We start from the raw sequence: 26,190 nt of genomic DNA, 5'->3' as shown, positions 1-26,190 counted from the left end.
CCGAATATGAGTACCTTCGTTATCTTAACAAAGGTACTAAATAATTGATCATTAACAATTGATAATTGAGAATTATTTTATATCTTTGTCCCGAAAACAGAAATAAACGCTATATTATGAAAGGTATCGTATTAGCCGGTGGCAGCGGCACACGCCTCTACCCCATCACCAAAGGAATCAGCAAACAACTGATTCCCATCTTCGACAAACCGATGATCTATTACCCTATCTCTGCCCTGATGCTTGCCGGCATCCGTGAGATACTGATTATCTCCACCCCTTATGACTTACCTGGTTTCAGGAGATTACTGGGTGACGGCTCTGAGCTGGGTGTGCATTTTGAATATGCGGAACAACCCTCTCCCGACGGACTGGCACAGGCTTTCATCATCGGCGAAAAATTCATTGGTGATGACTGCGCCTGTCTGGTACTGGGAGATAACATCTTCTACGGCAGCGGGTTCACCGGACTCCTAAAGCAGAGCGTGGAGAATGCGGAGAAACACGGACAGGCAACAGTCTTCGGCTATTACGTGAACGACCCCGAACGATATGGTGTCGCAGAGTTTGACAAAGATGGCAACTGTCTGAGTATTGAGGAGAAACCTGCCAAGCCCAAGTCCAATTATGCGGTGGTAGGTCTGTATTTCTATCCTAACAGCGTGGTGGAAATCGCCAAGAATATCAAGCCCAGTGCCCGTGGAGAACTGGAGATCACGACTGTCAATCAAGAGTATCTGAAGCAGAAGAACCTGAAGGTACAGACCTTGCAACGTGGTTTTGCATGGCTCGACACAGGTACCCACGACTCCCTTTCAGAAGCCTCCACCTTTATTGAGGTGATAGAGAAACGGCAAGGTTTGAAAGTCGCATGCCTGGAGGAAATTGCCTTCAAGCGTGGATGGATCAGCAAAGAACGCCTTCGGGAGATTGCCGAGCCGATGGCGAAGAATGATTACGGGAGATACCTTTTACAGTTAGCAGAATAAGTCAAAGAGCAGCAAAAATGCTGCTCTTTGACGTTTTAATCCCCCTTTTTGCCACTTTTTTACCTTTTTTTTTGGTTAAAAGAATTAAAATACTTATTTTTGCAGCCGAAATAATAAATATTGTTAATAACCAAAACAGATCGCCTATCGGAAAAACTTCTACTTCAATTTAAAACATTCAAGTATGAAGACATATGCAAACCGCACTGACGAGGAGCTTGCTCTTCTTTACACAGCGGGAGACAACAAGGCTTTTGATGAGTTATTAGCAAGAAACCAACAGAAGTTGTTCAGTTATATCCTTTTCGTGGTTCGTGACCATGATATGGCAAACGACATCTTCCAAGACACTTTCATCAAGGCGATTACAAAACTGCAAGAAGGGAAATACGCCGACTCGGGAAAGTTCTCTTTCTGGCTGACACGTATAGCCCACAACATCATCATCGACAGGTTCCGCCGCACCAAGAGCGAGCATATCATAGAGCCCAATGCCGACAATGACTTGAGTCATCTCAGCAATGACACGCTGACAGAAAGCAGCAGGGAGAGTGAATATGTCAACACACAAATCATGGATGACGTCCGTCACCTGATGGAGACACTCCCTGCCACCCAACGGGAGGTTGTCTATATGCGATACTTTCAGGAACTCTCCTTCAAAGAGATCGCTGAGCTCACTGGTGTGAGCATCAACACTTCCCTAGGAAGGATGCGTTATGCCCTCATCAATATGCGACGCATGGCAAAGCAGCACCAGATTCTCCTGGATATGGAACTTTAACACCGCTGGTTATCCCGACATCTCGGAATATCAATATACCGATTATCGAGAAAGTTCCCTTAGGTCACGAATAGTCTGCTCGGGATTGGAAGCCTTAAACACGTAGCTTCCACTGACAAGCACATCCACTCCAGCCTTTACCAAGCGAGGAGCCGTCTCATCCTGTACACCGCCATCCACCTCTATCAAGGTATGATAGCCACCTTCATCTATCATCCGACGCAGTCGCTGTACTTTCCGAATGGTGTTCTCAATGAACTTCTGTCCGCCGAAGCCGGGATTGACACTCATGAGCAGCACCATGTCAACATCACCAAGGATATCCTCCAACACACAAACGGGTGTTGCGGGATTCAGGGTCACACCAGCTTTCATCCCCGCGTCATGAATTTCCTGAACGGTACGATGCAGATGGTCACATGCCTCATAATGCACATTCATCATCATTGCCCCCAGTTTTGCCGTCTGCTTGATATACCGTTCTGGACGTACGATCATATAATGAACGTCCAAAGGTTTCTTACACAAAGAAGCGACAGCCTCTAAGACTGGAAAGCCAAATGAGATATTAGGCACGAAAACGCCATCCATCACATCAAGGTGAAGCCAGTCAGCCTCACTTCGGTTAATCATTTCAATGTCTTTGTCGAGATGCAGGAAGTCGGCAGCAAGCAATGAAGGAGATACTTTCGTCATTTTTCTTTTTTTAATTCAGACCTTGTACCACGAAGGTGTTGTCTGGTTGTTTTACTGTTCTGTACATACGAGCCATCTGCTTGATAAACAGAATGGTTGACTCACGAGGCTGAATTAAGTTTTCTTGAGTAGAAATTTGCATAGGCAATATATTTAAATGTTCCTACTCTTGAAACGGACAGCCAGATTACTTTATTTTATAATTAACATTATTTTATATGATACGACGCCATGTCTTTCATCCCATTCAGAAAATCACGTGCTGACATGCGCTTCTTACCGGCAAGTTGTAACTCGTCAATGACCAGCCACTCGTCAGAGGCAGCCACCATCAGCGACTTTCCCTCTATGGATATACGTCCCTTCTCGGCATCTGTTTTCTTCCCTGTCTTACGGGTCTTAAAGAGTTTCAAGACGGTCTCTCTCCCATCGGGAGCGACCAAGGTGGTCCAAGCACCAGGATAAGGACTCAGTCCACGGACGAAGTCATACACTTGTTTTGCCGTCTTCGACCAGTCCGTCTCACAAGTCTCCTTGAAGATTTTGGGGGCAGGTTTTAATGGACCGTTGTCCACTGACAGTTGGCAATTATCTTGCGACACCGTCTCTGGATGTCCGTTGGCTGTGACAATAACGTTAAGTGTCTCCAGACATATTTCCGCACCCAGACGCATCAGTCCGTCATAGACATATTCCACATCAGCATCATCAGGAATATCGAATGTTTTTCTCATGATGATACGCCCTGTGTCAATGTCGTGGTCAAGGAAGAAAGTCGTCACACCCGTCTGCGTCTCACCATTGATGACCGCCCAGTTGATAGGGGCGGCACCGCGATACTGTGGCAGCAACGCCGCATGTACATTGAAGGTCCCATACTCAGGCATCGACCATACTATCTCAGGCAGCATACGGAAAGCCACCACCACTTGCAGGTTGGCATGATAAGAGCGTAATTGCTCCACAAACACTGGGTCTTTCATCTTTTCCGGCTGCAGCACCGGGAGTCCTTTCTCCAATGCATATTGCTTAACGGCAGAGGGCTGTAACACCGACCCATGCCGTCCTACGGGTTTGTCGGGCTGCGTCACCACCGCCACGACATTATAATTGTTCTCCACCAAAACCTTCAGTGTCTCCACTGCAAACTCCGGTGTACCCATAAATATGATTCGCAAATCTTCTTTCTTCATACCACAAAGCTCTTACTCCTGACTAAAATCATGTACCATCTTTCGATATACACTATACATTCGTTTTCTGGAAATATATCCTTTTAGATGCCGTTCCTCATCCAGCACAGGCAACCAGTCTGCCTGTGTCCGCTCAAAGGTACGCATCACCTCCGTCATAGAGGTCCCGTCATCCAACACAGCGGCTGGAGCTGTCATCAACTGGCTCGCCTTGAAATGATGGTACAGCTCGGTACGGAACACAACATGGCGTATCTTTACAATATTAATCTCACCCAACAGACTACCTGCGGCATCCACCACAGGGAGCACACTATGACGGGAACGACTAATCTTATGCACCATCTGTCCAAGTTCCATATCCGCATCTACTCCTTGATAGTCTCTGTCAATCACTGAGTCAAGACTCATCAGGGTCAATACGGCATGATCGGTATGGTGGGTAATGAGTTTCCCCTGACGCGCCAATCGCATCCCATATATACTATGGGGCTCAAAGATAATAATCGTGAGGTAAGCAAACACGGAGACAATCATCAAGGGCACAAAGAGGTTATAGCCACTGGTAATCTCCGCAATCAGGAAAATACCCGTCAACGGGGCATGCATCACACCAGACATCACACCTGCCATCCCCAACAACGCGAAATTCTTCTCTGGCACATACACCCCGACCTGGTTCATGTTCCAAAGGCGGGAGAACAGGAAGCCCGTAAAACAACCTATGAACAACGAAGGGGCAAACGTACCGCCACATCCGCCACCGCCATTCGTCGCACTGGTGGCAAAGACCTTGGTAAAGAGCACCAAGGCGATATAGCCCATCAATAGCTCATGGTGTCCATAGAATAGTGAATTGTCCAATATCTGATTCCAGTCAGCCTCCGTCTTACCGTTCAACAACAGGTTGATGGCATGATAGCCTTCACCGTATAATGAAGGGAATAGGAAAATCAACGTACTCAATATCAATCCTCCTATTACCAGACGTATATAGGGTTTGTCCTTAAAACGGGCAAACATATCCTCACAGAGATTCATCGTGCGGATAAAATAAAGACTAACCAAACCACAGCAGATACCTAATAGGATGGTTGCCGGCACCCTTTGCACGGTCCAGTCAGAATCCAGATGAAAAGAGAAGAGCACGGCATTGCCACTGAAGATATACGTAAAACAGGTAGCCGTGACACATGAGACAAGTATCGGCAACAGTGATGCCATGGTCAAGTCTATCATCAAGACTTCCAACGTAAACACCAATCCTGCGATCGGTGCTTTGAAGATACCGGCAATAGCACCCGCCGCTCCACATCCGACCAATGTCATCAGAGTCTTGCTGTCGAGTTTGAAAAGTTGTCCTAAGTTCGAGCCGATTGCTGAACCCGTCAATACGATAGGGGCTTCCGCACCCACTGAGCCACCAAAACCGATGGTAATAGCGGAGGCTATCACACTCGACCAGGTGTTATGCGCTTTCAACCTCGACTTATTTGACGAGATAGCATAGAGAATACGAGTGATACCATGGGAAATATTGTCCTTAACGATATGGCGGACAAAGAGAGAGGTCAGGTAAATACCAATAACGGGGTATACCAGATACAACCAGTTATAACTCGTCACCGAGAATTGTCCTGTCAACAGGGCGACGATCTGGTTGATCATACCATGCAGAACGAAAGCGGCAACGGCGGAAAACAAACCCACAAAGAATGCGAGGACGAGCAGGAACATCCTGTCACTCACATGCTCCACCCGCCATGCATGCAGTCGTTGTATCCATGTCGGTCTTTCCGTTTCAGAAACTTTATCCATTCGCAGGCACAAAGGTACAAATAAGTGAGAGAAAAACCAAATTTCTTCAGTCATTTCTTTCTAATAGTGTTCACTACAAGTTATAAGTCAGTCCTGCACGCAATTCAAAAGTTTTCATGCTCACATCGTCGTGGTCACGATAGATAGAGCGTCTATAAAAATAGCTGCCATAAAGGTCAAGCAGTAAGTGACGGGTGATATTCAGTTGAAGCCGTGGATTAAGAACGATCAAGGTGGTACTACCGGCATCACCCTGGGCGTTAATATAATCCAGATTATCCAATTTCGCAACCAGTTCCTCATCATATCCTTTCCAGGTATATAACTTATAAATATCCGCGAAAAGGGACAGCCGACCATAACGTCCGAATTCCATAAAGGTGTGCAGTTTTGCAGAGAATCCGCTTCCCAGACTATAATCACGCTCTTGCACATGATAATGGTCACTTAGTGAACCGCCTAAGATAATACCATTGAGGAAAAGGCGTTGTTCCAAAGAGACTTTCCTGCATATCTGAGGAATACGGTAGACGAAGCCTGCCCCTACCGAAGCTGTCTCACCGATCCGATAGGGGATGATATCCTTTTCTTTCCTTATCGCCTCAGAATTGTAGAAATTAAAGTGCTGGTAAAAACCGAAATTCATCTGTATTTTTTGGTTAGAAAGAATGGGGGTGTCCCACAATTGTCCTACCAGATGAATGGCATTGACTAATGGTTGACGGTTTGAAAATCCAAAAGTAGCCTCGGCAGAAAAAAAATCGTAAGGCTCATTCACCTCGCCCAGCGGATCACCATAATGGAATAGAAGATTGACATAAGGATTAAAATCCCCATGTTCAAAGGAACCTTTTTCTGCTAAATATCGTGCTCCCGCAGATATCTCAAAGTCAAGTGGTATCACATCAAAGTCATGATAACGGTGTTTGGTAGAACGCACCCGCCATGCATCACCAGTGATAAGACGGTTGATAAGGCGTACTGGATTGACGACACCTCCCAACACCTCACGCCAGACACGCTGCCACCCCCGTTTACTATCATCCAACACGATAGACGAGATACGGTAGGTGGTCTCACCGATTGCCGCGCCTCCAATACTGGTGGCAAACAGGTCATTAATGGAGGGAGGCGTATTCTCACCGAAAAACTCCCACATCAAGGAACCGCCTAGAGCGTATGGATAGGACTGCCAAAAATTCATCCCGTTTGATCGGGCAGCACTGAAATACAGGTTGCCATGATAGGGATGCGCAAACATGTTGGTGTTGAAATTGTCATTATCCCACACAAAACCTCTCTTGAAATTATCCCGGATACTATGCAGAGTCGTCTTGGCGAAATCCTCACGGGCAATAAAACGATCATAACAATGAACGAAGGCATTGATGCCAATCACCTCTGCAGCAGCACGCCATGGTCGTGAGGGACGAACAGAGTCTTCTACGATCTGAGCTACCGCCATCCTGGTCAGCAACACTACCACACAAAGTATCAAGACCCTCTTCATTTCTGCAAAAACACGGACTAACTATTTTCGGATAACCGCAACCTCACCATTTTCCCTCAAACGGATAATACTGGAAGGCTGATGGGGTTTATGTTCCTGACGGCGGCTCCAACAAACGTAATCTACTGCCTCAACGATACGAGGGTCTATATCACAATAGTTCTGCGCAGCAGGCTCACCACTGATGTTCGCAGAAGTTGACACCAAAGCTTTCTGGAAACGGTAGCATAGTTCTTTGGAGAAAGGTTCCTGTGTAATTCGCATACCAATACTTCCATCATCAGCTATCAGATTCGGAGCCAGGTTAATCGCACCGTCAAGAATCAGGGTCGTAGGCCTGCAATCACTCTCTTTAAGACTGTCTATCAGTTGCCAGGCAACTTCTGGTACATTACGTACATAACGCTGCAGACGGGCATCACTGTCAACCAGACAAATCAGAGCCTTAGAGTCATCACGCTGCTTTATCTCATAAACCCGTTTCACCGCCTCCGCATTGGTAGCGTCACAACCAATGCCCCAGACAGTATCTGTAGGATAAAGGATCACCCCACCCTTTCGCAGCACCTCCACTGCTTTTCGTATATCTTCTTCTCTTGTCATTAGAACTCACTGGTGAAATGGAACTTGATATTTTTGAAGTCCTCTTGTGCCATTGAGAGCACATAGCCAGAGTCGGCGAGGAAGACATCACGTCCCTCCTTGTCCTTCGCCATATATTGGTACTTGCGTTTCTTGAAGTTCTCCAACTCTGCCGCATCGTCGCTCTCTATCCAGCAAGCCTTGTAGAGATGGACGGGTTCCCAACGGCACTTGGCATTATACTCATTCTCCAGACGATATTGGATCACCTCAAACTGCAACTGTCCTACGGTACCGATAATCTTACGACCATTGAACTGGTTGACAAACAACTGGGCGACGCCCTCGTCCATCAACTGGTCGATACCCTTCTGGAGTTGCTTGGATTTCATCGGGTCATCATTCTCAATATACTTAAAGAGCTCCGGGGAGAACGAAGGCAAGCCACGGAAATGTAACTGCTCTCCCTCTGTCAAGGTATCACCAATCTTAAAGATGCCATTATCCGGCAATCCCACGATATCTCCAGGCCAAGCCTCATCGATAGTGGACTTACGCTGTGCCATAAACTGGGTAGGACTAGAGAAACGAAGTGTCTTCCCCTGACGGACATGCAGGTAGGGCTGGTTACGCTGGAACTTTCCGCTGCACACCTTACAGAACGCAATACAAGAACGATGATTTGGGTCGATATTTGCCGTTATCTTAAAGATAAAACCTGTAAACTTAGGCTCCTCAGGTTTCACCATACGCTCCTCCGCCTTGGTATCACGAGGACTGGGGGCTATTTCTACGAAACAGTTCAGTAGTTCCTGAACACCAAAGTTGTTCAAGGCAGAACCAAAGAATACGGGAGCAACCTCGGCAGAACGATAAGTCTCCACCTTGAACTCCGGATAGACGCCATCCACTAACTCCAAGTCTTCACGGAGCTTGGCAGCATCATGCTCACCGACACGTTCATCAAGTTGGGAACTATTGATGTCTATTTCCACTTTTTCCGTCACTCGCTGCTTATCCGGTGTAAACAGATCCAGTTTCTGCTCATAGATATTATACACCCCCTTGAATTTAGCACCTTGGTTGATAGGCCAAGACAAAGGGCGTACCTTTATCTCCAGTTCCTGCTCCAGCTCATCCAGCAGATCGAACGGGTCACGACCTTCACGGTCCATCTTATTGATGAAGATAATCACTGGAGTGTTTCGCATGCGACAAACATTCATCAGTTTACGGGTCTGCGTCTCCACACCCTTCGCTCCATCCACCACGATGATGGCTGAGTCAACAGCTGTCAGCGTACGATAAGTATCCTCGGCGAAGTCTTGGTGACCCGGGGTGTCAAGGATATTCACCTTATATTCTATATCTGAGCCATCAGGCGTATAGTCAAACTCCATCACAGAGGTAGACACCGAGATACCACGCTGTTTCTCAATATCCATCCAGTCGGAGGTCGCTGTCTTCTTAATCTTATTATTCTTCACTGCGCCGGCGACCTGTATCTGTCCACCGAACAACAAAAACTTCTCCGTCAGCGTTGTCTTACCAGCATCCGGGTGCGAAATAATCGCAAACGTTCGTCTTCTTTCTATCTCCTGATTCATAATTTCTCTATACAATCTTTCAAACTCTCCTCCCAATAAGGAATCTCGATACCATAAGTCTGTTTGATTTTCGTCTTGTCCAAAACTGAATAATGGGGGCGATTGGCTGGCGTAGGATACTCCGCCGTATGCAAAGGTCTCACATGACATGAGGTGATTCCAGCCATACGATGAATGGCTTTCGTAAAATCATACCAGGAGATAACCCCCTCATTAGAAAAATGATAGACCCCCGGGACTATTCCTTTATCAATCGCTGTCATTATTGCTATGGCGAGATCACGGGCATAAGTCGGTGTACCTATCTGGTCAAAAATGACACCTAGTTCTGGTCTCTCTTTCCCCAAACGAATCATGGTCTTCACAAAATTATTACCAAAAGTACTATATAACCATGCCGTACGGATAACCATCGAACGCTCACAGAGTTTCTGAACATTGAGTTCACCTACCAGTTTAGTACGTCCATAAACACTATTCGGACAAGTGTCATCATCTTCCACATAAGGGGTATGTTTCGATCCGTCAAATACATAGTCAGTAGATATCTGTATCATCCATCCGCCACGATCCCCAATTGCCTTAGCAAGATAAGCAGGAGCCTCCGCATTCAGCTTAGTACATAGCTCTTCATTGTCCTCCGCCTTGTCGACAGCTGTATAGGCGGCACAATTAACGATTCCATCTATTTGATGTTCTTGGACAAAGAGTCTGACGGCATCCACATTGGTGATATCCAACTCCTGCACATCGGTATTAAACCACTGATGCTGGGGATTCTCCTTCTCCAGCAACTGAATCTCATTACCCAACTGACCATTACAACCTGTTATCAGTATATTCATCTTAGTCGAATTCCAAGGGTTCTTGTTTATCTTTCAGATAATAATCATTAAGCATACCTATGAAGGTAGAGATTTCCTTGACGGCATGCTGTGTCTCCAGAGAGATGTCTTTTTTCTGTAAACGCAGCATCATGACTCCGTACAGGGAGTTAAAGCAGGTCTCTATCTCGTTCTCCTCTTTATGGGCTCCATGGTTACGCAACTCCACGATATAAGGGAGCACCTTATAATACTCGGAATTATAGAACGGGAACTTGGAACTGCCTAACAACTGGACATGTAACTCTTCCAACTGTTGAAGCACGACTTTATTAATCTGGATATGACCATTCTCCCGACAACCCTCTTCGTTCATCATACGAATCAAATTGCCAAACCAGTCTGCCTCATCCTCTTTCTGTTCATCAGTATAGTCAAAGCGGTCAATATATTCCCTTCTGATACGGCTCAGAGAACAGCCGAAGGCACGAATCGTATCTTCCACCTGCCACATATAAAGCAGATACTCCGCTATATTCTTACGTCTTAACTCTTGTGCTATTAACATCACTAAAATCTCAACAGGTTTGTTGTCGTTCCCAATAACATAATAATGGAGCCCACTATCACTGCGACACCGATAATCTGATTAATCAGACGAATACCGAACTCATCGAATTTCGTCCGTATCTTATCCACTAGCCATGTCAGTCCCCACCACCATAGTAAGGCTCCCCCGACAATACTCATAAAACCTACCAGCATCTCAAAAGGATGGTCCGGCAATACGAAGGCAAACTGAGCATACATTGCCAAGAAAAGGAATACTATCAGGGGATTAGAAAAGGTCACAATGAATGCCGTCCACATATTATACCATAACGTACCTTTTTGCTGACCAGACCGATGCATCTTACGGGTGGGATCTGTATAATAAGTATATAATCCGAAACACAAAAGCATCACACTACCAACCAACTGCAAATAGAAACGATTCTGGTCATTGGTGATAAAATCCATTACAAACGACATACCATAACCGGCGATACCCGCATAAATGATATCACTCACTGCCGCACCTAAGCCTGTGGCAAAACCATACCAGCGTCCTTTGTTCAACGTCCGTTGTACACAAAGGATACCAACAGGTCCCATCGGGGCAGAGGCAATCATGCCTATCAGTATGCCCTTGAAGATGAAATCCAATATATTAATAGGTACATGAAATGGCATATCGGATGCAAAGGTACAAAAAAATAACCACAGAAGACACAGATTTCATAGATTTTATATTTTTTAATCTGTAGATTCTTCGATTTATCTAGTTTATTTATTATCTTTGCAGACTGATAAGCAAAATATTCTATAACTTAAAATATATTCATATTTATGATTGAACAACAAGGAATCAAACCGTATGTCATCGGTTTAGACTTAGGAGGGACCAATTCTGTCTTCGGAATTGTTGACGCCCGTGGTGATATCAAAGCAACAACGGCTATCAAGACCGGCGGTTATGAGAAAGTAGAGGATTACGTCAAAGCATGTGTGGAAGCGCTACAGCCTATCATCGAGCAAGTCGGCGGTATTGACAAGATCAAGGCGATGGGTATTGGTGCTCCTAATGGAAACTATTATAACGGCACCATTGAATTCGCCCCGAACCTCTCATGGGCCCATGACGGCATCGTACCTTTAGCAAAGATGTTCAGTGATGCCCTTGGTATTCCCGTAGCACTGACCAACGATGCCAATGCCGCTGCTATCGGTGAGATGGTATATGGCGTGGCTCGTGGAATGAAGAATTTTATTGTCATCACCTTGGGAACTGGTGTCGGCTCAGGTATTGTTGTTAACGGACAGTTACTCTATGGCCACGACGGTTTCGCTGGTGAATTAGGACATGTCATCATGGTACGTGGCGCAGAAGGTCGTTCCTGTGGTTGTGGACGAACCGGTTGTCTGGAAGCTTACTGCTCCGCTACTGGTGTTGCCCGTACGGCACGTGAGCTATTGGCAAAGACAGACCGTCCTTCTTTGCTCCGTGAGATGAATCCTGAGGATATCACCTCTCTGGATGTCAGCATTGCTGCAGGGAAAGGCGATGAGCTTGCCAAGGAGATTTACGAATTTACAGGTAAGATGCTCGGTGAGGCTTGCGCAGACTTTGCCGCCTTCTCTTCCCCTGAGGCTTTCATTTTCTTCGGTGGCATCGTCAAAGCTGGTGACCTGATTATGGAGCCTATCAAGAGGGCATACAATGAGAATGTTCTTCAGATTTTCCGTAACAAGGCACAGTTCCTGGTCAGCGGTCTTGACGGTGCTTCCGCAGCAGTTCTCGGTGCTTCCGCCATAGGCTGGGAGATTCAGTAAAATAAAATGATGATTATGAAAAAGAGGTTGGTGCAGGACGCTACCAACCTCACTTCATAATCTAATGTGATAAGATAGTTGGCAATTGCCGACAAAGCCTTATCGGGGGCAAATATAGTACTTAATCAGCAAAATTGCAAATTTTTAACGATTTTTTTTGCTATCGCCTCTACTTTTCTTCTATGATTAGCGGATTATGTTTTCTATATGCCAATCCTGTCACATGACATAACAACATTCCCTCTTGGTTGGTAATACGAACTTCTACGGAAGGAATCTTGTGGTGATTAGCTATTTCTATCGCCTCCGCAGTCAGGACATCCCCTTCATGAGCTGAGGCAAGGTACATGATATTGTTCTGAATACCAAAAGTCAATTGCCCGCGGCTGTTCATCACCGCAGCCAAAGCAAGGTCGGCAAGAGTAAAGAAGGCACCTCCTTGACAAACACCACCTGCATTCAGATGCTCACGAGTAACAAGCATCGTTGCAACCGCTCGTCCTTCACCAATCTCAATAATACGACACCCAGCAGCTGCTGCAAAATGATCATTTGTATTTAAAAACTGTTGAATATTCATCCTTGCTATTATTTACATTTCGTCGGCAAAATTACACTTTTTATTCCAAACTGTAAAAATAATCACGAAAAAGTTTGCTTATTAAAAGAATTCTATGTACATTTGCAGCCATAAACATAAAAACTGGGATTATACAATGACGAATTTGAAGAATGCATGGTGGTGGCGTTGCTCGAGATTGAAATAGTCGCGGGTACGATGCCGTATATGTATTCATAAAATATCAAGGGCTCGTCGTTAACGCGACGAGCCCTTTTAACGTCAAGCAATAAGAACTTAACAATTATAATATGGAGAAATCATTTTTAGTAGACGAGAAAGGATTCTATGGAGAATTCGGTGGAGCGTATGTTCCTGAGATTCTTTATGCCACTGTACAGAAGTTGCAAGAGGAATACCTGCCGATTATAGAATCGGAAGCGTTCAAGAAAGAGTACATGGAACTCCTTCGTGACTATGTGGGTCGTCCATCCCCACTCTATTATGCCAAGCGTATGAGCGACAAGTATGGATGTCAACTTTATCTGAAGCGGGAAGACCTGAATCATACAGGTGCCCATAAGATCAACAACACCATTGGTCAGATTCTGCTTGCGAAGAAAATGGGCAAAAAACGCATTATTGCCGAGACAGGAGCAGGACAACACGGTGTGGCGACAGCTACGGTCTGTGCTCTTATGGACATGCCCTGCGTGGTCTATCAAGGTGCCTTAGACGTGGAGCGCCAACATGTCAACGTTGAGAGAATGAAGATGCTGGGTGCTGAGGTCCGTCCCGTCAAAACAGGTAACTGGACACTGAAAGATGCCACTAACGAAGCTATTCGTGACTGGTGCTGTCACCCTGCAGACACCTTTTATATAATAGGAAGCACGGTTGGTCCCCACCCTTACCCCGATATGGTGGCACGCCTGCAAAGTGTCATCTCAGCGGAGATAAAGGAACAACTGCAAGATAAAATCGGCAGGGACTACCCCGACATCCTAATGGCGTGTGTGGGAGGAGGCAGCAATGCAGCTGGGACCATCTACCATTATATTGATGACGAGCGAGTGAGAATTGTCCTTGCGGAAGCTGGCGGTCTGGGGGCAGACACTGGTCATACGGCGGCAACCATCCATGCCGGAAGACTAGGTATTTTGCATGGTGCGAAGACACTAGTCATGCAGACTCCTGACGGACAGATTATTGAAGCGGAGTCCATCTCTGCAGGGCTTGACTACCCTGGTATTGGTCCGATGCATGCCAATCTTGCATCACAGCATCGAGCCACTGTCTATTCCATCAATGATGACGAGGCTGTTAGAGCAGCCTATGAACTGACACGCATGGAAGGCATTATTCCTGCTTTGGAGAGTGCCCATGTCATTGCAGCCCTAAGCAAGATGAAATTCAAGAAGGAAGACGTCGTTGTCCTGACCGTCAGTGGTCGTGGGGACAAGGACGTGGAGACCTATTTATCACATAAGGAAATGGCTGGAGAATATGGAGACTTTTAATTATACCACTAACTGCAAGACTATTCTTGCCGACCTCTACACACCAGTAGGAGTCTATATGCGGTTACGTGACATCTATCCGCAAAGCGCTTTAATGGAGAGTTCCGATTACCACGACAAGGACAATTCCAGGTCTTTTATCGGCATCAACCCCATCGCCTCTGTAGCTATTGCACATGGGGAGGCTGTCATCAGTTTCCCAAATGGCAGCCAAGAGCAACATATTATTAATAAGGAATATGGGACGGCAGAAGCCATCCATGCTCTCATTGATCGTATTCATATTGAGGGAGAGCACACCGAATATTGCGGTCTCTACGGCTATACCTCTTTCAATGCTGTACGCTATTTCGAGAATATCGCTGTCAAGGATGAGACGCTGGAGAAGAATGACGCACCGGACATGCTCTATATCTTATATAAGGACATTATTGTCTTCGACCACTTTAACAGTCAACTGACAATCATCAGTATCTCAGAAAAGGCACAAGGTATAGAAATAACGGACATCCTCCGGGCCATGGGCAAGGCAAATGTACAGACTTACGATTTCCATCCCGTAGGAGAGGTCACTAGTCCTTTGACTGACGAAGAACACAAAGCGAACATCCGTAGAGGTATCAAGCACTGTCTGCGTGGAGATGTCTTCCAGATTGTTCTTTCTCGGCGCTTTATTCAAAAATATGAGGGTGATGACTTCAAACTCTACAGAGCACTCAGGAGTATCAATCCTTCCCCATACCTCTTCTATTTCGATTTTGGCGGTTTCCGTATTTTCGGTTCCTCACCAGAGACACATTGCCGAATCGAAGGTAGACGGGCATATATAGATCCTATTGCCGGTACGACTAAACGTACCGGCGATGCGGAGAAGGATCGTGAGGGAGCAGAATATCTTCGTAAGGATCCCAAGGAGAATGCGGAGCATGTCATGTTGGTAGACCTTGCCCGCAATGACCTCAGCCGCAACTGCCATGGGGTGAAGGTCGATTTTTATAAAGACTTACAATACTACTCTCATGTGATTCATTTGGTATCCCGTGTTAGCGGAGAACTCGATGAGGGAGCAGATCCTATCAGGGCTTTCATCGACACCTTCCCTGCCGGCACACTGAGTGGAGCACCGAAGGTTCGTGCCATGCAACTGATTAGTGAATACGAGCCACACAACCGTGGGGCCTATGGCGGTTGCATCGGCTATATTGGACTGAACGGCAGTCTAAATCAAGCCATCACCATCCGCACTTTTGTCTCCCGCAATGGTGAGCTTTGGTTCCAAGCTGGTGGCGGCATCGTGGCAAAGAGTGATGAGGAATACGAATTACAAGAAGTAAACAACAAGCTCGGTGCCCTGCGCCGTGCTATCCTCATGGCAGAAAAATTATAAAGAAAAACTATCAAACCTATTATGAAAATAGTCATTATCGATAATTACGACTCGTTTACTTATAATCTTGCGCATTTAGTGAAAGAGTTAGGCGCAGAGGTCACTGTATATAGGAACGACCAGTTTGAATTATCCCAGCTGGAACCTTTTGCGAAGATTATCCTGTCACCCGGACCTGGTATCCCCTCTGAGGCAGGACTGTTGTTGGATGTCATCAAGACCTATGCAGGCAAGAAACCCATCCTTGGTGTCTGCCTGGGACATCAGGCTATTGGAGAAGTATTTGGTGGGAAGTTGGAGAATTTGAGAGAAGTCTTCCATGGTGTTGCCACAGAAGGTGTCCAACTAGGAAGAGACGAGATATTCTCCGGACTCCCCGACCGTATCGTCATGGGACGATACCACTCATGGGTGGTTAGCAAAGAGGGCTTTCCGGATAGTCTTGAAGTGACGGCGGAGAGTGACGATGGGCTCATCATGGCACTTAAGCACAAGACCCTTAATATCCGTGGCATCCAGTTCCATCCCGAGAGCGTTCTCACCCCCGACGGTAAGAAAATGCTGCAAAACTGGCTCTTTCTTTAATCACTATAGTGCCTATAGTAACTATAAAATAATAAAAATATGAAACAGACAATGAAAGACATCCTCAACAGGATGCTCAACCACGAGGAACTCTCCCGTGAGGAAATGAAAAATATCCTGATAGGTATCACGCAAAGTGAATTCCCTAATGAGCAAATTACCGCTTTATTAACGGCGCTGCAGATGCGAGGTGTTACCGTTGACGAGCTGCTCGGTTTTCGTGACGGAATCTTAGAGACTGGTGTCCCTGCCATCTTGAATGCCGACCGTTACATTGATGTAGTAGGCACTGGAGGGGATCGTAAGAACACTTTTAATATCTCCACCACCTCATGCTTCGTCATTGCTGGTGCAGGCTATAAAGTAGCGAAACATGGAAACTATGCCGCTACCTCTGTATCAGGTGCTTCTAACGTCATCCAGCATCATGGTATCAAATTCACGGACGATATTGACCGTCTGAACCGTAGTCTTAACGAAGCAGGCATTGTCTATCTTCACGCTCAGCTTTTTGCCAAGGCAATGAAGTTCGTCGGTCCTATCCGTAAAGCGTTACAGTTTCCCACCATCTTCAACCTGCTAGGTCCGTTGGTGAATCCCAGTCAGCCGAAATGTCAGTTGTTAGGAGTGGCAAATCTTGACCAGATGCGTTTATATAATAATGTATATCAGAAAATAGGCATCGACTATGGCATCGTCAACAGTATCGATGGCTATGACGAGATATCCCTCACCAGCGATTTCAAGGTGACCACAAACCAGTATGAGCGAATTTTCAAACCGCAAGACTTAGGTTTTGAGATTGCCAAACCAGAGGAACTGGTAGGGGGTGCCACCGAGGAAGAGGCTGCCGCCATCTTTGATGCTGTATTGGAGAATCGTGCTCTTCCTGCTCAGAAGAATATTGTCCTTGCCAATGCCGCCTTCGGCATCCAAGTCTTGGAAAAAGGGCAAAAGACAATTGAGGAGTGCATTGAGATGGCACGAGAGTCAATAGATAGCGGTAAGGCACTCGCAACTTTCAAGAAATTCGCAGAACTTAATTCATAACTATAGTGACTATAGTTCCTATAGTTACCTATAGAACCCATAGAAAATGACTGATATCTTACAAGAAATAGTAGCGCATAAACGCCTTGAGGTAGAGCACTTTAAGCAACAACTCCCTGAAAAGGAGATTCATCGTAGAGTAGAGTCGATGCTTGATTTTAGCGTTCCATCCATGTCGAAGGCTTTGAAAGACTCTAATACAGGTATCATCGCCGAGTTCAAGCGACGCTCTCCATCCAAGGGATGGATTAAGGAAGAGGGCAGAGCGGAGGAAATTCCCCTCTCCTATCAGGAGAATGGCGCCACGGCATTGTCTATTCTCACAGACGAGAAGTATTTCGGAGGCAAGGACGAGTTCATCCGTATTGCCAGGCATGCTGGCGTACAGATACCTATTCTATATAAGAACTTCATCATCGATGAGTACCAACTCTTCCAAGCTCGCCTCTGTGGCGCCTCTGCCGTCCTGCTAATAGCCGCAGACTTAACCAAGAAAGAGTGTAAGGCATATCTTCATACCGCCCACGAGTTAGGATTGGAGGTCTTGTTGGAAATGCATGGCGAGGAAGAACTGGAATATGCGGAATTGGAGCCAGATATGTGTGGTATCAACAACCGTCATCTCGGTTCTTTCATCACTGACGTACAGAACAGCTTCCGACTTGCGTCGTTACTTCCCGTCGATTCCGTCAAAGTCAGCGAGAGCGGGATATCCAATCCACAAGTCATCAAAGACTTACGACTCGCCGGATTTCACGGATTCCTCATCGGAGAGACATTCATGAAGACGGAAGATCCTGGTAAGACACTAAAGGATTTCATCTCTAAACTCTAAATGATGGACGATATGCTTATCAAGGTTTGTGGGATGCGCGACCCGGAGAATATACGCGCCATTGAAGGACTGAACATCAACTGGCTCGGTTTTATCTTCTCGCCCCAGTCAAGTCGCTATGTGAGTAAAAAGCCCTCATATCTCCCCACCAGACAAAAACGTGTCGGTGTCTTCGTGGATGCCGATATTGAGGAGGTGAGAGAAAAGGTGGAAGAATACGGACTGGACATCATTCAATTACATGGTAAGGAGTGTCCTTCATACATCCACACGCTCCGATCTCAGTGCGGCAATCAAGTCATCACCATTATCAAAGCACTGAACATCGCTACTGCAACGGATTTAGAACAGACAAGACCCTACGAAGGCATTGTAGACTACTTCCTCTTCGACACAAAAGCAAAGATGGTGGGAGGAAATGGCACCCAATTCGACTGGTCGGTACTCACCGCCTACAAGAGTAGCACACCTTTCCTTCTCAGTGGTGGCATTGGTCCTGACGATGCGGAGAAGGTAAAAGCGTTCCGTCACCCCAGCTGCATGGGCATCGACCTCAACTCCTGTTTTGAGAAAAAGCCTGCCCTCAAAGATATCACTTTATTAAAACAATTTATAGATACTATAGGAACTATAGATACTATAGGCACTATAAAAAACATCAAAACTATGAACAAAATCAATAAACTGTTCTCCGAGAACAAAGACAAGAAATTACTCAGTCTCTATTTCTGTGCAGGTTGTCCAACCCTTGAGGGTACCGCAGATGTCATTAAGACCATGGAGCGTCGCGGCATTGCTATGGTTGAGGTAGGAATCCCCTTCAGCGATCCCATGGCAGACGGTCCCGTCATCCAAGATGCGGCAACCAACGCCTTGAAAAACGGAATGAGCCTGCATAAACTGTTCACACAACTTGAGACAATCAAGAATGAGGTCTCAATACCTCTCGTCCTCATGGGTTATCTGAATCCTATCATGCAGTATGGCATTGAAGCTTTTTGCAAGAGTTGTGTTGAAAGCGGTGTAAGCGGAGTCATCATCCCTGACCTGCCCTTCAAGGACTATCAGGAAGTGGTCAAACCTATCGCCGACCGATACGACATCCGCATCATCATGCTCATCACACCAGAAACCTCCGAAGAACGTATCCGTTTTATTGATGAGCACACTGACGGGTTCATCTATATGGTATCGTCAGCAGCCATCACAGGAGCCCAGAAGAGTTTCGATGAGGCAAAACAGGAATATTTCCGCCGTATCAATGCCATGAACCTGCGTAATCCTCGTATGATAGGTTTCGGGATCTCCAACAAACAGACATTGGAGGCAGCCCAACAAAATGCCGCCGGTGCCATCATCGGTTCAAAATTCGTCACCCTGCTAAGTGAGAGCAAGGATGCCGACGAGGCATTGGACAAGCTATTCCAAGCCCTTGAGCAATAATTATGACTACAAATAATGTGGAAGAAGAGCGAGTTTTCGCTCTTCTTTTGTTACCTTTGACTCCGTCGAAGGTACTTTCGTTCTAAAAAAAACAAATAAAATTTGGCTTTTTACTCACTTATTTGTACCTTTGCACAAACTACTAAAACAGATGATATGAGAAGACTAATTCCATTGCTGATGTTGTGCGTCATTGCCCTCTCAGCACAAGCTAAAGGTTGGGACGAGCAACAGTACAAGCAAATTGAGAAAAGTATCCGTGTACCACAATTCACTGACAAGGAATATGTGATTACCAAATTTGGTGCCAAGACTGACGGAACGGCGGCAAAGAACCAAAAAGCCATTCAGAAAGCGATTGATAAATGTTCTGCAAGGGGCGGTGGACGAGTGGTTGTTCCTGCCGGGCAGAAATTCCTGACAGCAGCCATTCAATTGAAGAGCGGTGTCAACCTTGTCGTGGAGGAAGGTGCCGTTCTGGAGTTTGCCTTTGAGCCAGAGCTTTATCCTATCGTACCAACACGTTGGGAGGGACTGGACTGCTGGAATCTCTCCCCGCTGATCTACGCCTATCAGGCAAAGGACATCGCCGTCACGGGTAAAGGAACCATCGACGGTGGTGGAAGCATGGAAACGTGGTGGCCTTGGGTCGGCAACAAGCGTTTTGGTTACAAAGACGGAATGCCGATTACCCAGTGGAATGAGAACAGTCGTCCTCGTTTGCTGAAATCAGCAGAGGATGGTGTTGATATGGATGAGCGTCGCTTTGGACCGGCAGACGGACTACGTCCGCAGATGATTAATTTCAACCAGTGTGAGGGCATCCTCATTGAGGATGTCACCTTGCTGCGTTCCCCCTTTTGGGTAATCCATCCCTTGTTATCTACAGATATCACGGTACGTGGTGTACATATCAATAATGACGGTCCCAATGGTGACGGTTGTGACCCAGAGTCCTGCGACCGTGTATTGATAGAGAATTGTTATTTCAATACCGGTGACGACTGTATCGCCATCAAGAGCGCCCGAAACAATGACGGGCGTCAGGGGGGACAAGGACGTTACGCTGGAAGACCCTCTAAGAACATCATCATCCGTAACTGTAAGATGCAGAACGGTCACGGCGGTGTCGTCATCGGCTCTGAGATCTCTGGCGGTTGTCAGAATGTCTATGCCGAAAACTGTGAGATGGACTCTCCTAATCTCGACCGTGTCCTTCGTATCAAGACCAACTCCTGCCGTGGTGGTATCATCGAGAATATCAACATGCGTAATGTCACCGTTGGTCAGTGTGGTGAGGCAGTACTGAAGATCAACACCGACTACGAGCCCAAGGAAGTTTGTTGTCGCGGTTTCTATCCCACAGTACGTAACGTCACTATGGAAAACGTTACTTGTAAGAAGTCCAAGTATGGTGTCATGATTGTAGGCTATGAGGATCCGAAACTTGCCTATACCGTTAATAACATCACCGTACGCAACTGCCAGTTTGACGGAGTCTATAACAAGCCAGTCCATCAGATAGGACTTGCCCAGGATGTCAAGTACGAGAATCTCCTCATCAATGGTTCACTGGTATTGCAGGAGATGCCCTACAAGCACTATAGCGAGTGGCTCACCTACTCCGAGATGAAACGAGTACCGAAGTCATACCTCCTCGATTTCTCCGACGCCCCCAAATGGAGCTATGTGATGGGTATCGAACTGGAGGGTATGCTCGACACCTATCTACGCTATGGGGGCGAGGACATCCTGAAGTATTGCAAGGAGTATACTGACACCATGATCTATGCCGATGGTAATATCCGTGGTTTCAATATCCTGGACTATAATCTTGACAACATCCGCACAGGACATTTTGTGACCCGCATGTACCAGAAATACCCTGAACCCAAGAACCTGCTTGCCATGCAGCTTATGATGAAGCAGTTGCAGAACCAGCCACGTACCATTGCCGATAAGGTATTCTGGCACAAGGCTATCTATGCCTATCAGGTATGGCTTGACGGTATCTTCATGGGACTGCCTTTCCGTACACTGACAGCCCCTATCACCACATCAGCGAAGGATGCGAAAAAAGGTGCTGTCACCAAGATTTACGACGATGCCGTCAATCAGTTGAAGATTACCTATAACCGTACTTTTGATCCTAAGACCGGACTGAACCGCCACGCCTATGATGAGACACGTAAGACCTTCTGGGCTGACAAGGAAACTGGACTCTCACAACACTGCTGGGGGCGCGCCCAGGGCTGGTATACCATGGCGCTCATCGAGGTGCTGGATGCACTGCCAGACAACTATGCCCGTAAACAGGAGGTGGTAGAACTGCTTGTCAAAGATTTCGATGCGATCCTGAAATGGCAGGATAAGAAGAGTGGTGTATGGTATCAGGTGATGGATGCTCCAGACCGCCAAGGGAACTATCTGGAGAGTACCTGCTCCAGCATGTTTGCTTATGCCCTTCTGAAAGCTTACCGCATGGGCTATGTTGGAGAGAAATACCGTGATGCAGGTATCCGTGCCTATCAAGGTATCATCAAGAACTTCATCAAGGTAAACCCTGACAAGACAATCTCCCTCACCAACTGCTGTTCTGTGGCAGGACTCGGTCCCGCAGCGACCCCTGAGGTAGAGGCGGCGTTAAAGAGAATCAACCCGCAAGGCAGTGTCAAGGAGAACAAGAGGCGTGACGGTAGTTACGACTACTACCTTAGCGAGCCCATCCGTGACAATGATGCCAAGGGTGTCGGTCCGTTCATCTGGGCGTCTCTTGAGATGGAGATGATGGGCTACACGACAGAGAATTTGAAGAATTAAGAACAAAAAACGATATGAGAAAGTATCTATTGACATTTATCGTTGCTGTCAGCGGACTGCTGTCTTATGCACAGAGCAGCTACGACCTGAACGAGCCTTTTGGTTTCTGTACCCGTTCTTCACGTACGGATGCTACCAATACTTACGATATCACAGGAGGTGGTTGCTATACCTACCCCATACCAGACAGCTTTACTGGTAAGGTGACCACCCTGAAATCTAATGGTCAGGACATGAAGGGAACCATCCAGAATGCCATCAAAAACAATGATGTCGTTATCCTCGATGGTGCCGATGGTGAGTTCATCGTATCGAGCAACATCGGAATCACCGGTTATGGCAAGACGATTATCGGCATCAATAATGCTATTATCAGCACCAAATGGTATGTGACGGACGAGATTAAGAAGGCTCTTAACGATGCCGGCGTTTCTAAGATGAGTACCAGCGGTGGTGGTGGAACCCTTCCCAACGGACAGTATGTCTCTGAAGAGGCGGAGTATAACACCCGCAAGATCATCATTGAGATGACAGGTGACAATAGTGAGGACTACCGCAAGTCGGGATGTATCTCCTTGAGCAATTGTCAGAATATCATCATCCGCAACATAACGTTCAAGGGACCCGGTGCTATCGACGTGGGTGGTTACGACCTCATCTCCTGCACTGGTTCCAAGAACTGCTGGGTAGACCATTGCGAGTTCATGGATGGTATGGATGGTAACTTCGACATCACACAAAAAGCCGACTTCAACACCGTCAGCTGGTGTGTCTTCCGTTATACCGACCGTTCGTACATGCACCAGAACACCAATCTTATCGGCAGTAGCGACAGCGAGGCAACAGGTTTTCTGAACACCACCTTCGTCTTCAACTGGTGGGCTGCTGGGTGTAATCAACGTATGCCGATGGGACGTGTAGGAAAGATTCACATGCTGAACAACTACTATAGCTGTAGTGGTGCCAGCCTTTGCATGAATCCCCGCAAAAACTCGGAGTTCCTTATTGAAGGCAACTATTTCGCCAGTAGTGTAAAGAACTGCTATAGAAATAACGATGCCACAGCTGTGACATGGGCTGACAACAACGTCATTGCTAATTCTTCCGTTACCAAGCCAACATCTTTCGGGACGACAGTCACTGTCCCCTACTCCTATAACATTGCCACCACTGCCGATGTGCCCTCCGAGGTACAGACGAATGCCGGTGCCACCCTGCCTTATGGTGACAAAAGCGAGGAGACGACAGGTAAAACTGGTAGCATATTATGGGCTTCGTTGTCAAACACCAATGCGGAGATCGCTACAGCTATCAACGATTTTTTTACCTCAACAACGATGACTTTGGGCAGTGAGCTTGAACTGGATGGCACACAAAACATATCTGGAGTTGGTACAGAAACCAAGATTAAACAGAAAAATGTAAATGCGACATCTGCCTCTGACGATAATGCCATTAGCTTTTTTGTTACGACAAAGAGCGGCTATCAGTTTAAAGCCACAGAACTCTCCTTTACGGCTACCCGCATGGGAACAGACAGAGGAAAATTAGACATTAAATGGGTTGATGCTAATGGAGAACTTCCACTAGCAAATGGTGTTACTCCTAACAGAAACAATGCCTCCACTCCGTACACCGAATATTCATATAACGTATCTAATAATTCTGGGGCAACAGAAGGCACCTGCTCTTTAGTCATCAACATCTATGAGTTAAGTTTCAATAACGGATCAGACAATTTTAAAGATGTAGGCTTTGCCAATGTTCTCATCAAAGGTACGGTTACTGAAAGCTCCACGGGCATCAGTACCCCTGTGATGATCAAAGGCGACGGCTCTATCTACAACCTCCGAGGTCAGAAAGTGGATAGCTCTTACAAAGGTATTGTCATTAAGAACGGAAAGAAATATATACAATAATAATTATGAAGAAAATTGCATTGATAGGCTGTCTCGCCATGCTGGCGACAGGTTCTTGGGCAACAAACTATTATGTGTCCCCGACAGGTTCTGGATCAAACTATACAGAATCCTCCCCTGGAAAGTTGACAGCCACAGTGATTGGTAAATTGAATGCCGGTGATGTACTTTATCTGATGGGAGGACAGTATGATCTGCAGAGCAATTTGACTATTAATCGCAATGGCACAGCCGACAAAATGATTACGATTTGCCCGTATAATAGCGAACGCCCCATTATCGACTTCCGCAATCAAATAAACGGAACCAATGGTGTGACGGTAAAGGGTAAGTACATACATATCAAAGGTATCACTATCCGATATGCAGGCTACAAGGGTATTTGGCTGGAAGGTGCTACCTATTGTATCTTGGAACAAATGGAGATATATGGCTGCTGTAACGCTGGTTTCCAGCTGCGAAGTGGTGGGCATAACACAGTCGTCAATTGCGACTCCCATGACAATTTCGACTATCAAGATAATGGTGGTAATGCCGACGGCTTTGCCGACAAGCAAGGCGATGCATGCCCTGGTAATGTATATATAGGTTGTCGTTCATGGAATAACTCGGATGACGGCTGGGATTCCTTCCAGCGTGTGACGGATGGTACTTCTACTGTTTATATCAATTGTATTACCTATAATAACGGTCCGGAATATTTCGACCTTTCAGCACATCCCCGTGTACTGGGTAAGGATGCCGGGCTGAGCTGTTTCGTGGGCAAGGATCTGTCACACTTTGCCAACGGTGGTAATCCCAATGGTTTCAAACTGGGCGGTCAAGGCACGAAACATGATACGGAACTCTATCGTTGTCTTGCCGTAGGTCATCGCAGCAAGGGCTTCGACCAAAACAACAATGCAGGTCATATGAAGGTCATCAACTGTACATCGTATAAGAACAAGTTTAATTACGGTTTTGGTAATTCCTATGCTTATACCCTGGTTATCAAGAACTGCATCAGCCTTTCTTCTATAGATAAGGATTTTGTCAAGTATCCCGGTGCAACGATTACAGATGACCATAATACATGGAATACTGGTTTTAGTGCCAGTGAGTCAGACTTCGAGGGGCTTGACATCGAGAGTGTCATCAATGCCCCGCGTAATGCTGACGGTTCTTTGGCAGAGACTACGCAGTTCCATCTGAAGAGTACGGCAACGAATCTGATAGACAAAGGTGTGAACTATACAGACTTCAGTGGTGAGAAGATTGCCGATTATGTGTCCTATAAGGGAGAGGCTCCCGACTTAGGATGCTATGAATACGACCCCTCTACGGGTATCAGTGCCGTCACCGTCAAGGGTGCAGACCTGAATCCCAATATGCCCCGTTATAATATCAAGGGACAACAAGTGGACAGCAACTATAAGGGACTGGTCATCCAAGGTGGTAAAAAGTATATTCAGAAGTAAATAGATAATACCCTTTTCTCACAAAGGCGGCACCTTCCTAGGACGAAGGTGCCGCCTTCCTGTTTGTTCCATAGGGTGGAACACTTTGTTCCATGGCATGGAACAGTTTGTTCCATAGGGTGGAACAAATGATTCCCTTACCTCGGATCATGCATCGGGATGCCTCCTATGACATATCAAGATGCACCCTTGTCCCTCAAAAAACGGCAGTTAGCGACAGTTAGCGGCAACGAGCGGCA

The 26,190-nt window shown here is 46.4% G+C and carries 22 protein-coding genes and 2 pseudogenes; 14 read left to right on the top strand and 10 right to left on the bottom strand.

The genetic code is table 11. The annotated features are described in order from the left end of the window. Positions 1–116 precede the first annotated feature (116 nt). Together rfbA and BM257_RS02310 are read left to right on the top strand one after the other, a co-directional pair. Positions 117–989, top strand: a complete 873-nt coding sequence (rfbA, locus tag BM257_RS02315; protein ID WP_092067862.1) for a glucose-1-phosphate thymidylyltransferase RfbA — start codon at positions 117–119, stop codon at positions 987–989. 184 nt (positions 990–1,173) lie between these two features. Beyond that, positions 1,174–1,773, top strand: coding sequence for an RNA polymerase sigma factor (locus BM257_RS02310; protein ID WP_092067860.1), 600 nt, complete (start codon positions 1,174–1,176; stop codon positions 1,771–1,773). Between the two features lie 42 nt (positions 1,774–1,815). Here BM257_RS02310 and rpe read toward each other — a convergent pair whose 3' ends face one another. The 9 genes from rpe to BM257_RS02265 all read right to left on the bottom strand — a co-directional run bounded on the left by rpe (position 1,816) and on the right by BM257_RS02265 (position 11,236). Further along, entirely contained in the window at positions 1,816–2,469 is a 654-nt protein-coding gene (rpe, locus tag BM257_RS02305; RefSeq protein WP_092067858.1) for a ribulose-phosphate 3-epimerase, read from the bottom strand. Positions 2,470–2,678: 209 nt separating this feature from the next. Then, positions 2,679–3,662 (bottom strand): methionyl-tRNA formyltransferase, encoded by a 984-nt coding sequence (gene fmt, locus BM257_RS02300; protein WP_092067856.1) that lies wholly within the window; start codon positions 3,660–3,662, stop codon positions 2,679–2,681. A gap of 12 nt (positions 3,663–3,674) precedes the next feature. After that, positions 3,675–5,480, bottom strand: a complete 1,806-nt coding sequence (locus tag BM257_RS02295; protein ID WP_092067854.1) for a chloride channel protein — start codon at positions 5,478–5,480, stop codon at positions 3,675–3,677. A 73-nt stretch (positions 5,481–5,553) separates the two neighbouring features. Next, positions 5,554–6,990, bottom strand: a complete 1,437-nt coding sequence (locus BM257_RS02290; RefSeq protein ID WP_255405446.1) for a DUF3943 domain-containing protein — start codon at positions 6,988–6,990, stop codon at positions 5,554–5,556. A gap of 21 nt (positions 6,991–7,011) precedes the next feature. Then, a complete protein-coding gene (locus BM257_RS02285; RefSeq protein ID WP_092067852.1) occupies positions 7,012–7,593 on the bottom strand; it encodes an L-threonylcarbamoyladenylate synthase in 582 nt (193 codons plus the stop codon). Next, positions 7,593–9,179 carry a peptide chain release factor 3 gene (locus BM257_RS02280; protein WP_092067850.1) on the bottom strand — a complete coding sequence of 529 codons (1,587 nt, stop codon included), beginning with the start codon at positions 9,177–9,179 and terminating at the stop codon, positions 7,593–7,595. Before BM257_RS02280 ends, BM257_RS02285 begins: the two co-directional genes overlap by 1 nt. Beyond that, positions 9,176–10,024 carry a dTDP-4-dehydrorhamnose reductase gene (gene rfbD / locus BM257_RS02275; RefSeq protein WP_092067848.1) on the bottom strand — a complete coding sequence of 283 codons (849 nt, stop codon included), beginning with the start codon at positions 10,022–10,024 and terminating at the stop codon, positions 9,176–9,178. Before rfbD ends, BM257_RS02280 begins: the two co-directional genes overlap by 4 nt. A 1-nt stretch (position 10,025) precedes the next feature. Continuing rightward, positions 10,026–10,571, bottom strand: a complete 546-nt coding sequence (locus BM257_RS02270) for a DUF4924 family protein (protein WP_092067846.1) — start codon at positions 10,569–10,571, stop codon at positions 10,026–10,028. Between the two features lie 2 nt (positions 10,572–10,573). Continuing rightward, positions 10,574–11,236 (bottom strand): LysE family translocator, encoded by a 663-nt coding sequence (locus BM257_RS02265; RefSeq protein WP_092067844.1) that lies wholly within the window; start codon positions 11,234–11,236, stop codon positions 10,574–10,576. Positions 11,237–11,392: 156 nt separating this feature from the next. Between BM257_RS02265 and BM257_RS02260 the strand changes: the two genes are divergently transcribed. Beyond that, positions 11,393–12,376 carry an ROK family protein gene (locus BM257_RS02260; protein ID WP_092067842.1) on the top strand — a complete coding sequence of 328 codons (984 nt, stop codon included), beginning with the start codon at positions 11,393–11,395 and terminating at the stop codon, positions 12,374–12,376. Between the two features lie 169 nt (positions 12,377–12,545). Here the strand turns inward: BM257_RS02260 and BM257_RS02255 are convergent, their stop codons facing one another. Then, on the bottom strand, positions 12,546–12,956 hold the full coding sequence (locus BM257_RS02255; protein ID WP_092067840.1) for a PaaI family thioesterase: 411 nt from the start codon (positions 12,954–12,956) through the stop codon (positions 12,546–12,548). Between the two features lie 290 nt (positions 12,957–13,246). Here BM257_RS02255 and trpB point away from each other — a divergent pair, with 290 nt between their 5' ends. The 11 genes and pseudogenes from trpB (at position 13,247) to BM257_RS02210 (ending at position 25,951) form a co-directional block, all read left to right on the top strand. Beyond that, entirely contained in the window at positions 13,247–14,455 is a 1,209-nt protein-coding gene (gene trpB / locus BM257_RS02250; protein WP_092067838.1) for a tryptophan synthase subunit beta, read from the top strand. Continuing rightward, positions 14,442–14,904 (top strand): annotated as a pseudogene (locus BM257_RS15255) (anthranilate synthase component I family protein); the annotation flags it as partial. The gene trpB and the pseudogene BM257_RS15255, both read left to right, overlap by 14 nt. 71 nt (positions 14,905–14,975) lie before the next feature. Continuing rightward, positions 14,976–15,842, top strand: a complete 867-nt coding sequence (locus BM257_RS15250) for an anthranilate synthase component I family protein (RefSeq protein WP_369821298.1) — start codon at positions 14,976–14,978, stop codon at positions 15,840–15,842. Between the two features lie 21 nt (positions 15,843–15,863). Further along, on the top strand, positions 15,864–16,427 hold the full coding sequence (locus BM257_RS02240; protein WP_092067834.1) for an anthranilate synthase component II: 564 nt from the start codon (positions 15,864–15,866) through the stop codon (positions 16,425–16,427). A 51-nt stretch (positions 16,428–16,478) separates the two neighbouring features. Further along, positions 16,479–17,477 (top strand): anthranilate phosphoribosyltransferase, encoded by a 999-nt coding sequence (gene trpD / locus BM257_RS02235; RefSeq protein ID WP_092067832.1) that lies wholly within the window; start codon positions 16,479–16,481, stop codon positions 17,475–17,477. A 46-nt stretch (positions 17,478–17,523) separates the two neighbouring features. Beyond that, entirely contained in the window at positions 17,524–18,312 is a 789-nt protein-coding gene (trpC, locus tag BM257_RS02230) for an indole-3-glycerol phosphate synthase TrpC (RefSeq protein ID WP_092067830.1), read from the top strand. Further along, a pseudogene (locus tag BM257_RS15085) lies at positions 18,313–18,918 on the top strand (phosphoribosylanthranilate isomerase); the annotation flags it as partial. 60 nt (positions 18,919–18,978) lie between these two features. After that, positions 18,979–19,755 carry a tryptophan synthase subunit alpha gene (gene trpA, locus BM257_RS15080; RefSeq protein WP_255405497.1) on the top strand — a complete coding sequence of 259 codons (777 nt, stop codon included), beginning with the start codon at positions 18,979–18,981 and terminating at the stop codon, positions 19,753–19,755. Between the two features lie 156 nt (positions 19,756–19,911). Beyond that, on the top strand, positions 19,912–22,575 hold the full coding sequence (locus tag BM257_RS02220; RefSeq protein WP_092067826.1) for a glycoside hydrolase family 88 protein: 2,664 nt from the start codon (positions 19,912–19,914) through the stop codon (positions 22,573–22,575). Between the two features lie 14 nt (positions 22,576–22,589). Further along, entirely contained in the window at positions 22,590–24,494 is a 1,905-nt protein-coding gene (locus BM257_RS02215) for a pectate lyase family protein (protein ID WP_092067824.1), read from the top strand. 5 nt (positions 24,495–24,499) lie between these two features. After that, the gene (locus BM257_RS02210) at positions 24,500–25,951 is read left to right on the top strand and encodes a right-handed parallel beta-helix repeat-containing protein (RefSeq protein WP_092067822.1); all 1,452 of its coding nucleotides are present in this window, start codon (positions 24,500–24,502) and stop codon (positions 25,949–25,951) included. Positions 25,952–26,190: the final 239 nt, after the last annotated feature.

Source organism: Prevotella sp. tf2-5 (assembly GCF_900115435.1).
Lineage (GTDB): Bacteria > Bacteroidota > Bacteroidia > Bacteroidales > Bacteroidaceae > Prevotella.
Note: the sequence above shows the minus strand (reverse complement) of the source record. Positions and strands in the feature narration are given on the sequence as shown.

Excerpts from the sequence above, each read along its gene's own strand:
- rfbA (WP_092067862.1), top strand. The coding sequence starts at position 117 with ATGAAAGGTATCGTATTAGCCGGTGGCAGCGGCACACGCCTCTACCCC.
- BM257_RS02310 (WP_092067860.1), top strand. The coding sequence starts at position 1,174 with ATGAAGACATATGCAAACCGCACTGACGAGGAGCTTGCTCTTCTTTAC.
- rpe (WP_092067858.1), bottom strand. The coding sequence starts at position 2,469 with ATGACGAAAGTATCTCCTTCATTGCTTGCTGCCGACTTCCTGCATCTC.
- fmt (WP_092067856.1), bottom strand. The coding sequence starts at position 3,662 with ATGAAGAAAGAAGATTTGCGAATCATATTTATGGGTACACCGGAGTTT.
- BM257_RS02295 (WP_092067854.1), bottom strand. The coding sequence starts at position 5,480 with ATGGATAAAGTTTCTGAAACGGAAAGACCGACATGGATACAACGACTG.
- BM257_RS02290 (WP_255405446.1), bottom strand. The coding sequence starts at position 6,990 with ATGAAGAGGGTCTTGATACTTTGTGTGGTAGTGTTGCTGACCAGGATG.
- BM257_RS02285 (WP_092067852.1), bottom strand. The coding sequence starts at position 7,593 with ATGACAAGAGAAGAAGATATACGAAAAGCAGTGGAGGTGCTGCGAAAG.
- BM257_RS02280 (WP_092067850.1), bottom strand. The coding sequence starts at position 9,179 with ATGAATCAGGAGATAGAAAGAAGACGAACGTTTGCGATTATTTCGCAC.
- rfbD (WP_092067848.1), bottom strand. The coding sequence starts at position 10,024 with ATGAATATACTGATAACAGGTTGTAATGGTCAGTTGGGTAATGAGATT.
- BM257_RS02270 (WP_092067846.1), bottom strand. The coding sequence starts at position 10,571 with ATGTTAATAGCACAAGAGTTAAGACGTAAGAATATAGCGGAGTATCTG.
- BM257_RS02265 (WP_092067844.1), bottom strand. The coding sequence starts at position 11,236 with ATGCCATTTCATGTACCTATTAATATATTGGATTTCATCTTCAAGGGC.
- BM257_RS02260 (WP_092067842.1), top strand. The coding sequence starts at position 11,393 with ATGATTGAACAACAAGGAATCAAACCGTATGTCATCGGTTTAGACTTA.
- BM257_RS02255 (WP_092067840.1), bottom strand. The coding sequence starts at position 12,956 with ATGAATATTCAACAGTTTTTAAATACAAATGATCATTTTGCAGCAGCT.
- trpB (WP_092067838.1), top strand. The coding sequence starts at position 13,247 with ATGGAGAAATCATTTTTAGTAGACGAGAAAGGATTCTATGGAGAATTC.
- BM257_RS15250 (WP_369821298.1), top strand. The coding sequence starts at position 14,976 with ATGGGCAAGGCAAATGTACAGACTTACGATTTCCATCCCGTAGGAGAG.
- BM257_RS02240 (WP_092067834.1), top strand. The coding sequence starts at position 15,864 with ATGAAAATAGTCATTATCGATAATTACGACTCGTTTACTTATAATCTT.
- trpD (WP_092067832.1), top strand. The coding sequence starts at position 16,479 with ATGAAAGACATCCTCAACAGGATGCTCAACCACGAGGAACTCTCCCGT.
- trpC (WP_092067830.1), top strand. The coding sequence starts at position 17,524 with ATGACTGATATCTTACAAGAAATAGTAGCGCATAAACGCCTTGAGGTA.
- trpA (WP_255405497.1), top strand. The coding sequence starts at position 18,979 with ATGAACAAAATCAATAAACTGTTCTCCGAGAACAAAGACAAGAAATTA.
- BM257_RS02220 (WP_092067826.1), top strand. The coding sequence starts at position 19,912 with ATGAGAAGACTAATTCCATTGCTGATGTTGTGCGTCATTGCCCTCTCA.
- BM257_RS02215 (WP_092067824.1), top strand. The coding sequence starts at position 22,590 with ATGAGAAAGTATCTATTGACATTTATCGTTGCTGTCAGCGGACTGCTG.
- BM257_RS02210 (WP_092067822.1), top strand. The coding sequence starts at position 24,500 with ATGAAGAAAATTGCATTGATAGGCTGTCTCGCCATGCTGGCGACAGGT.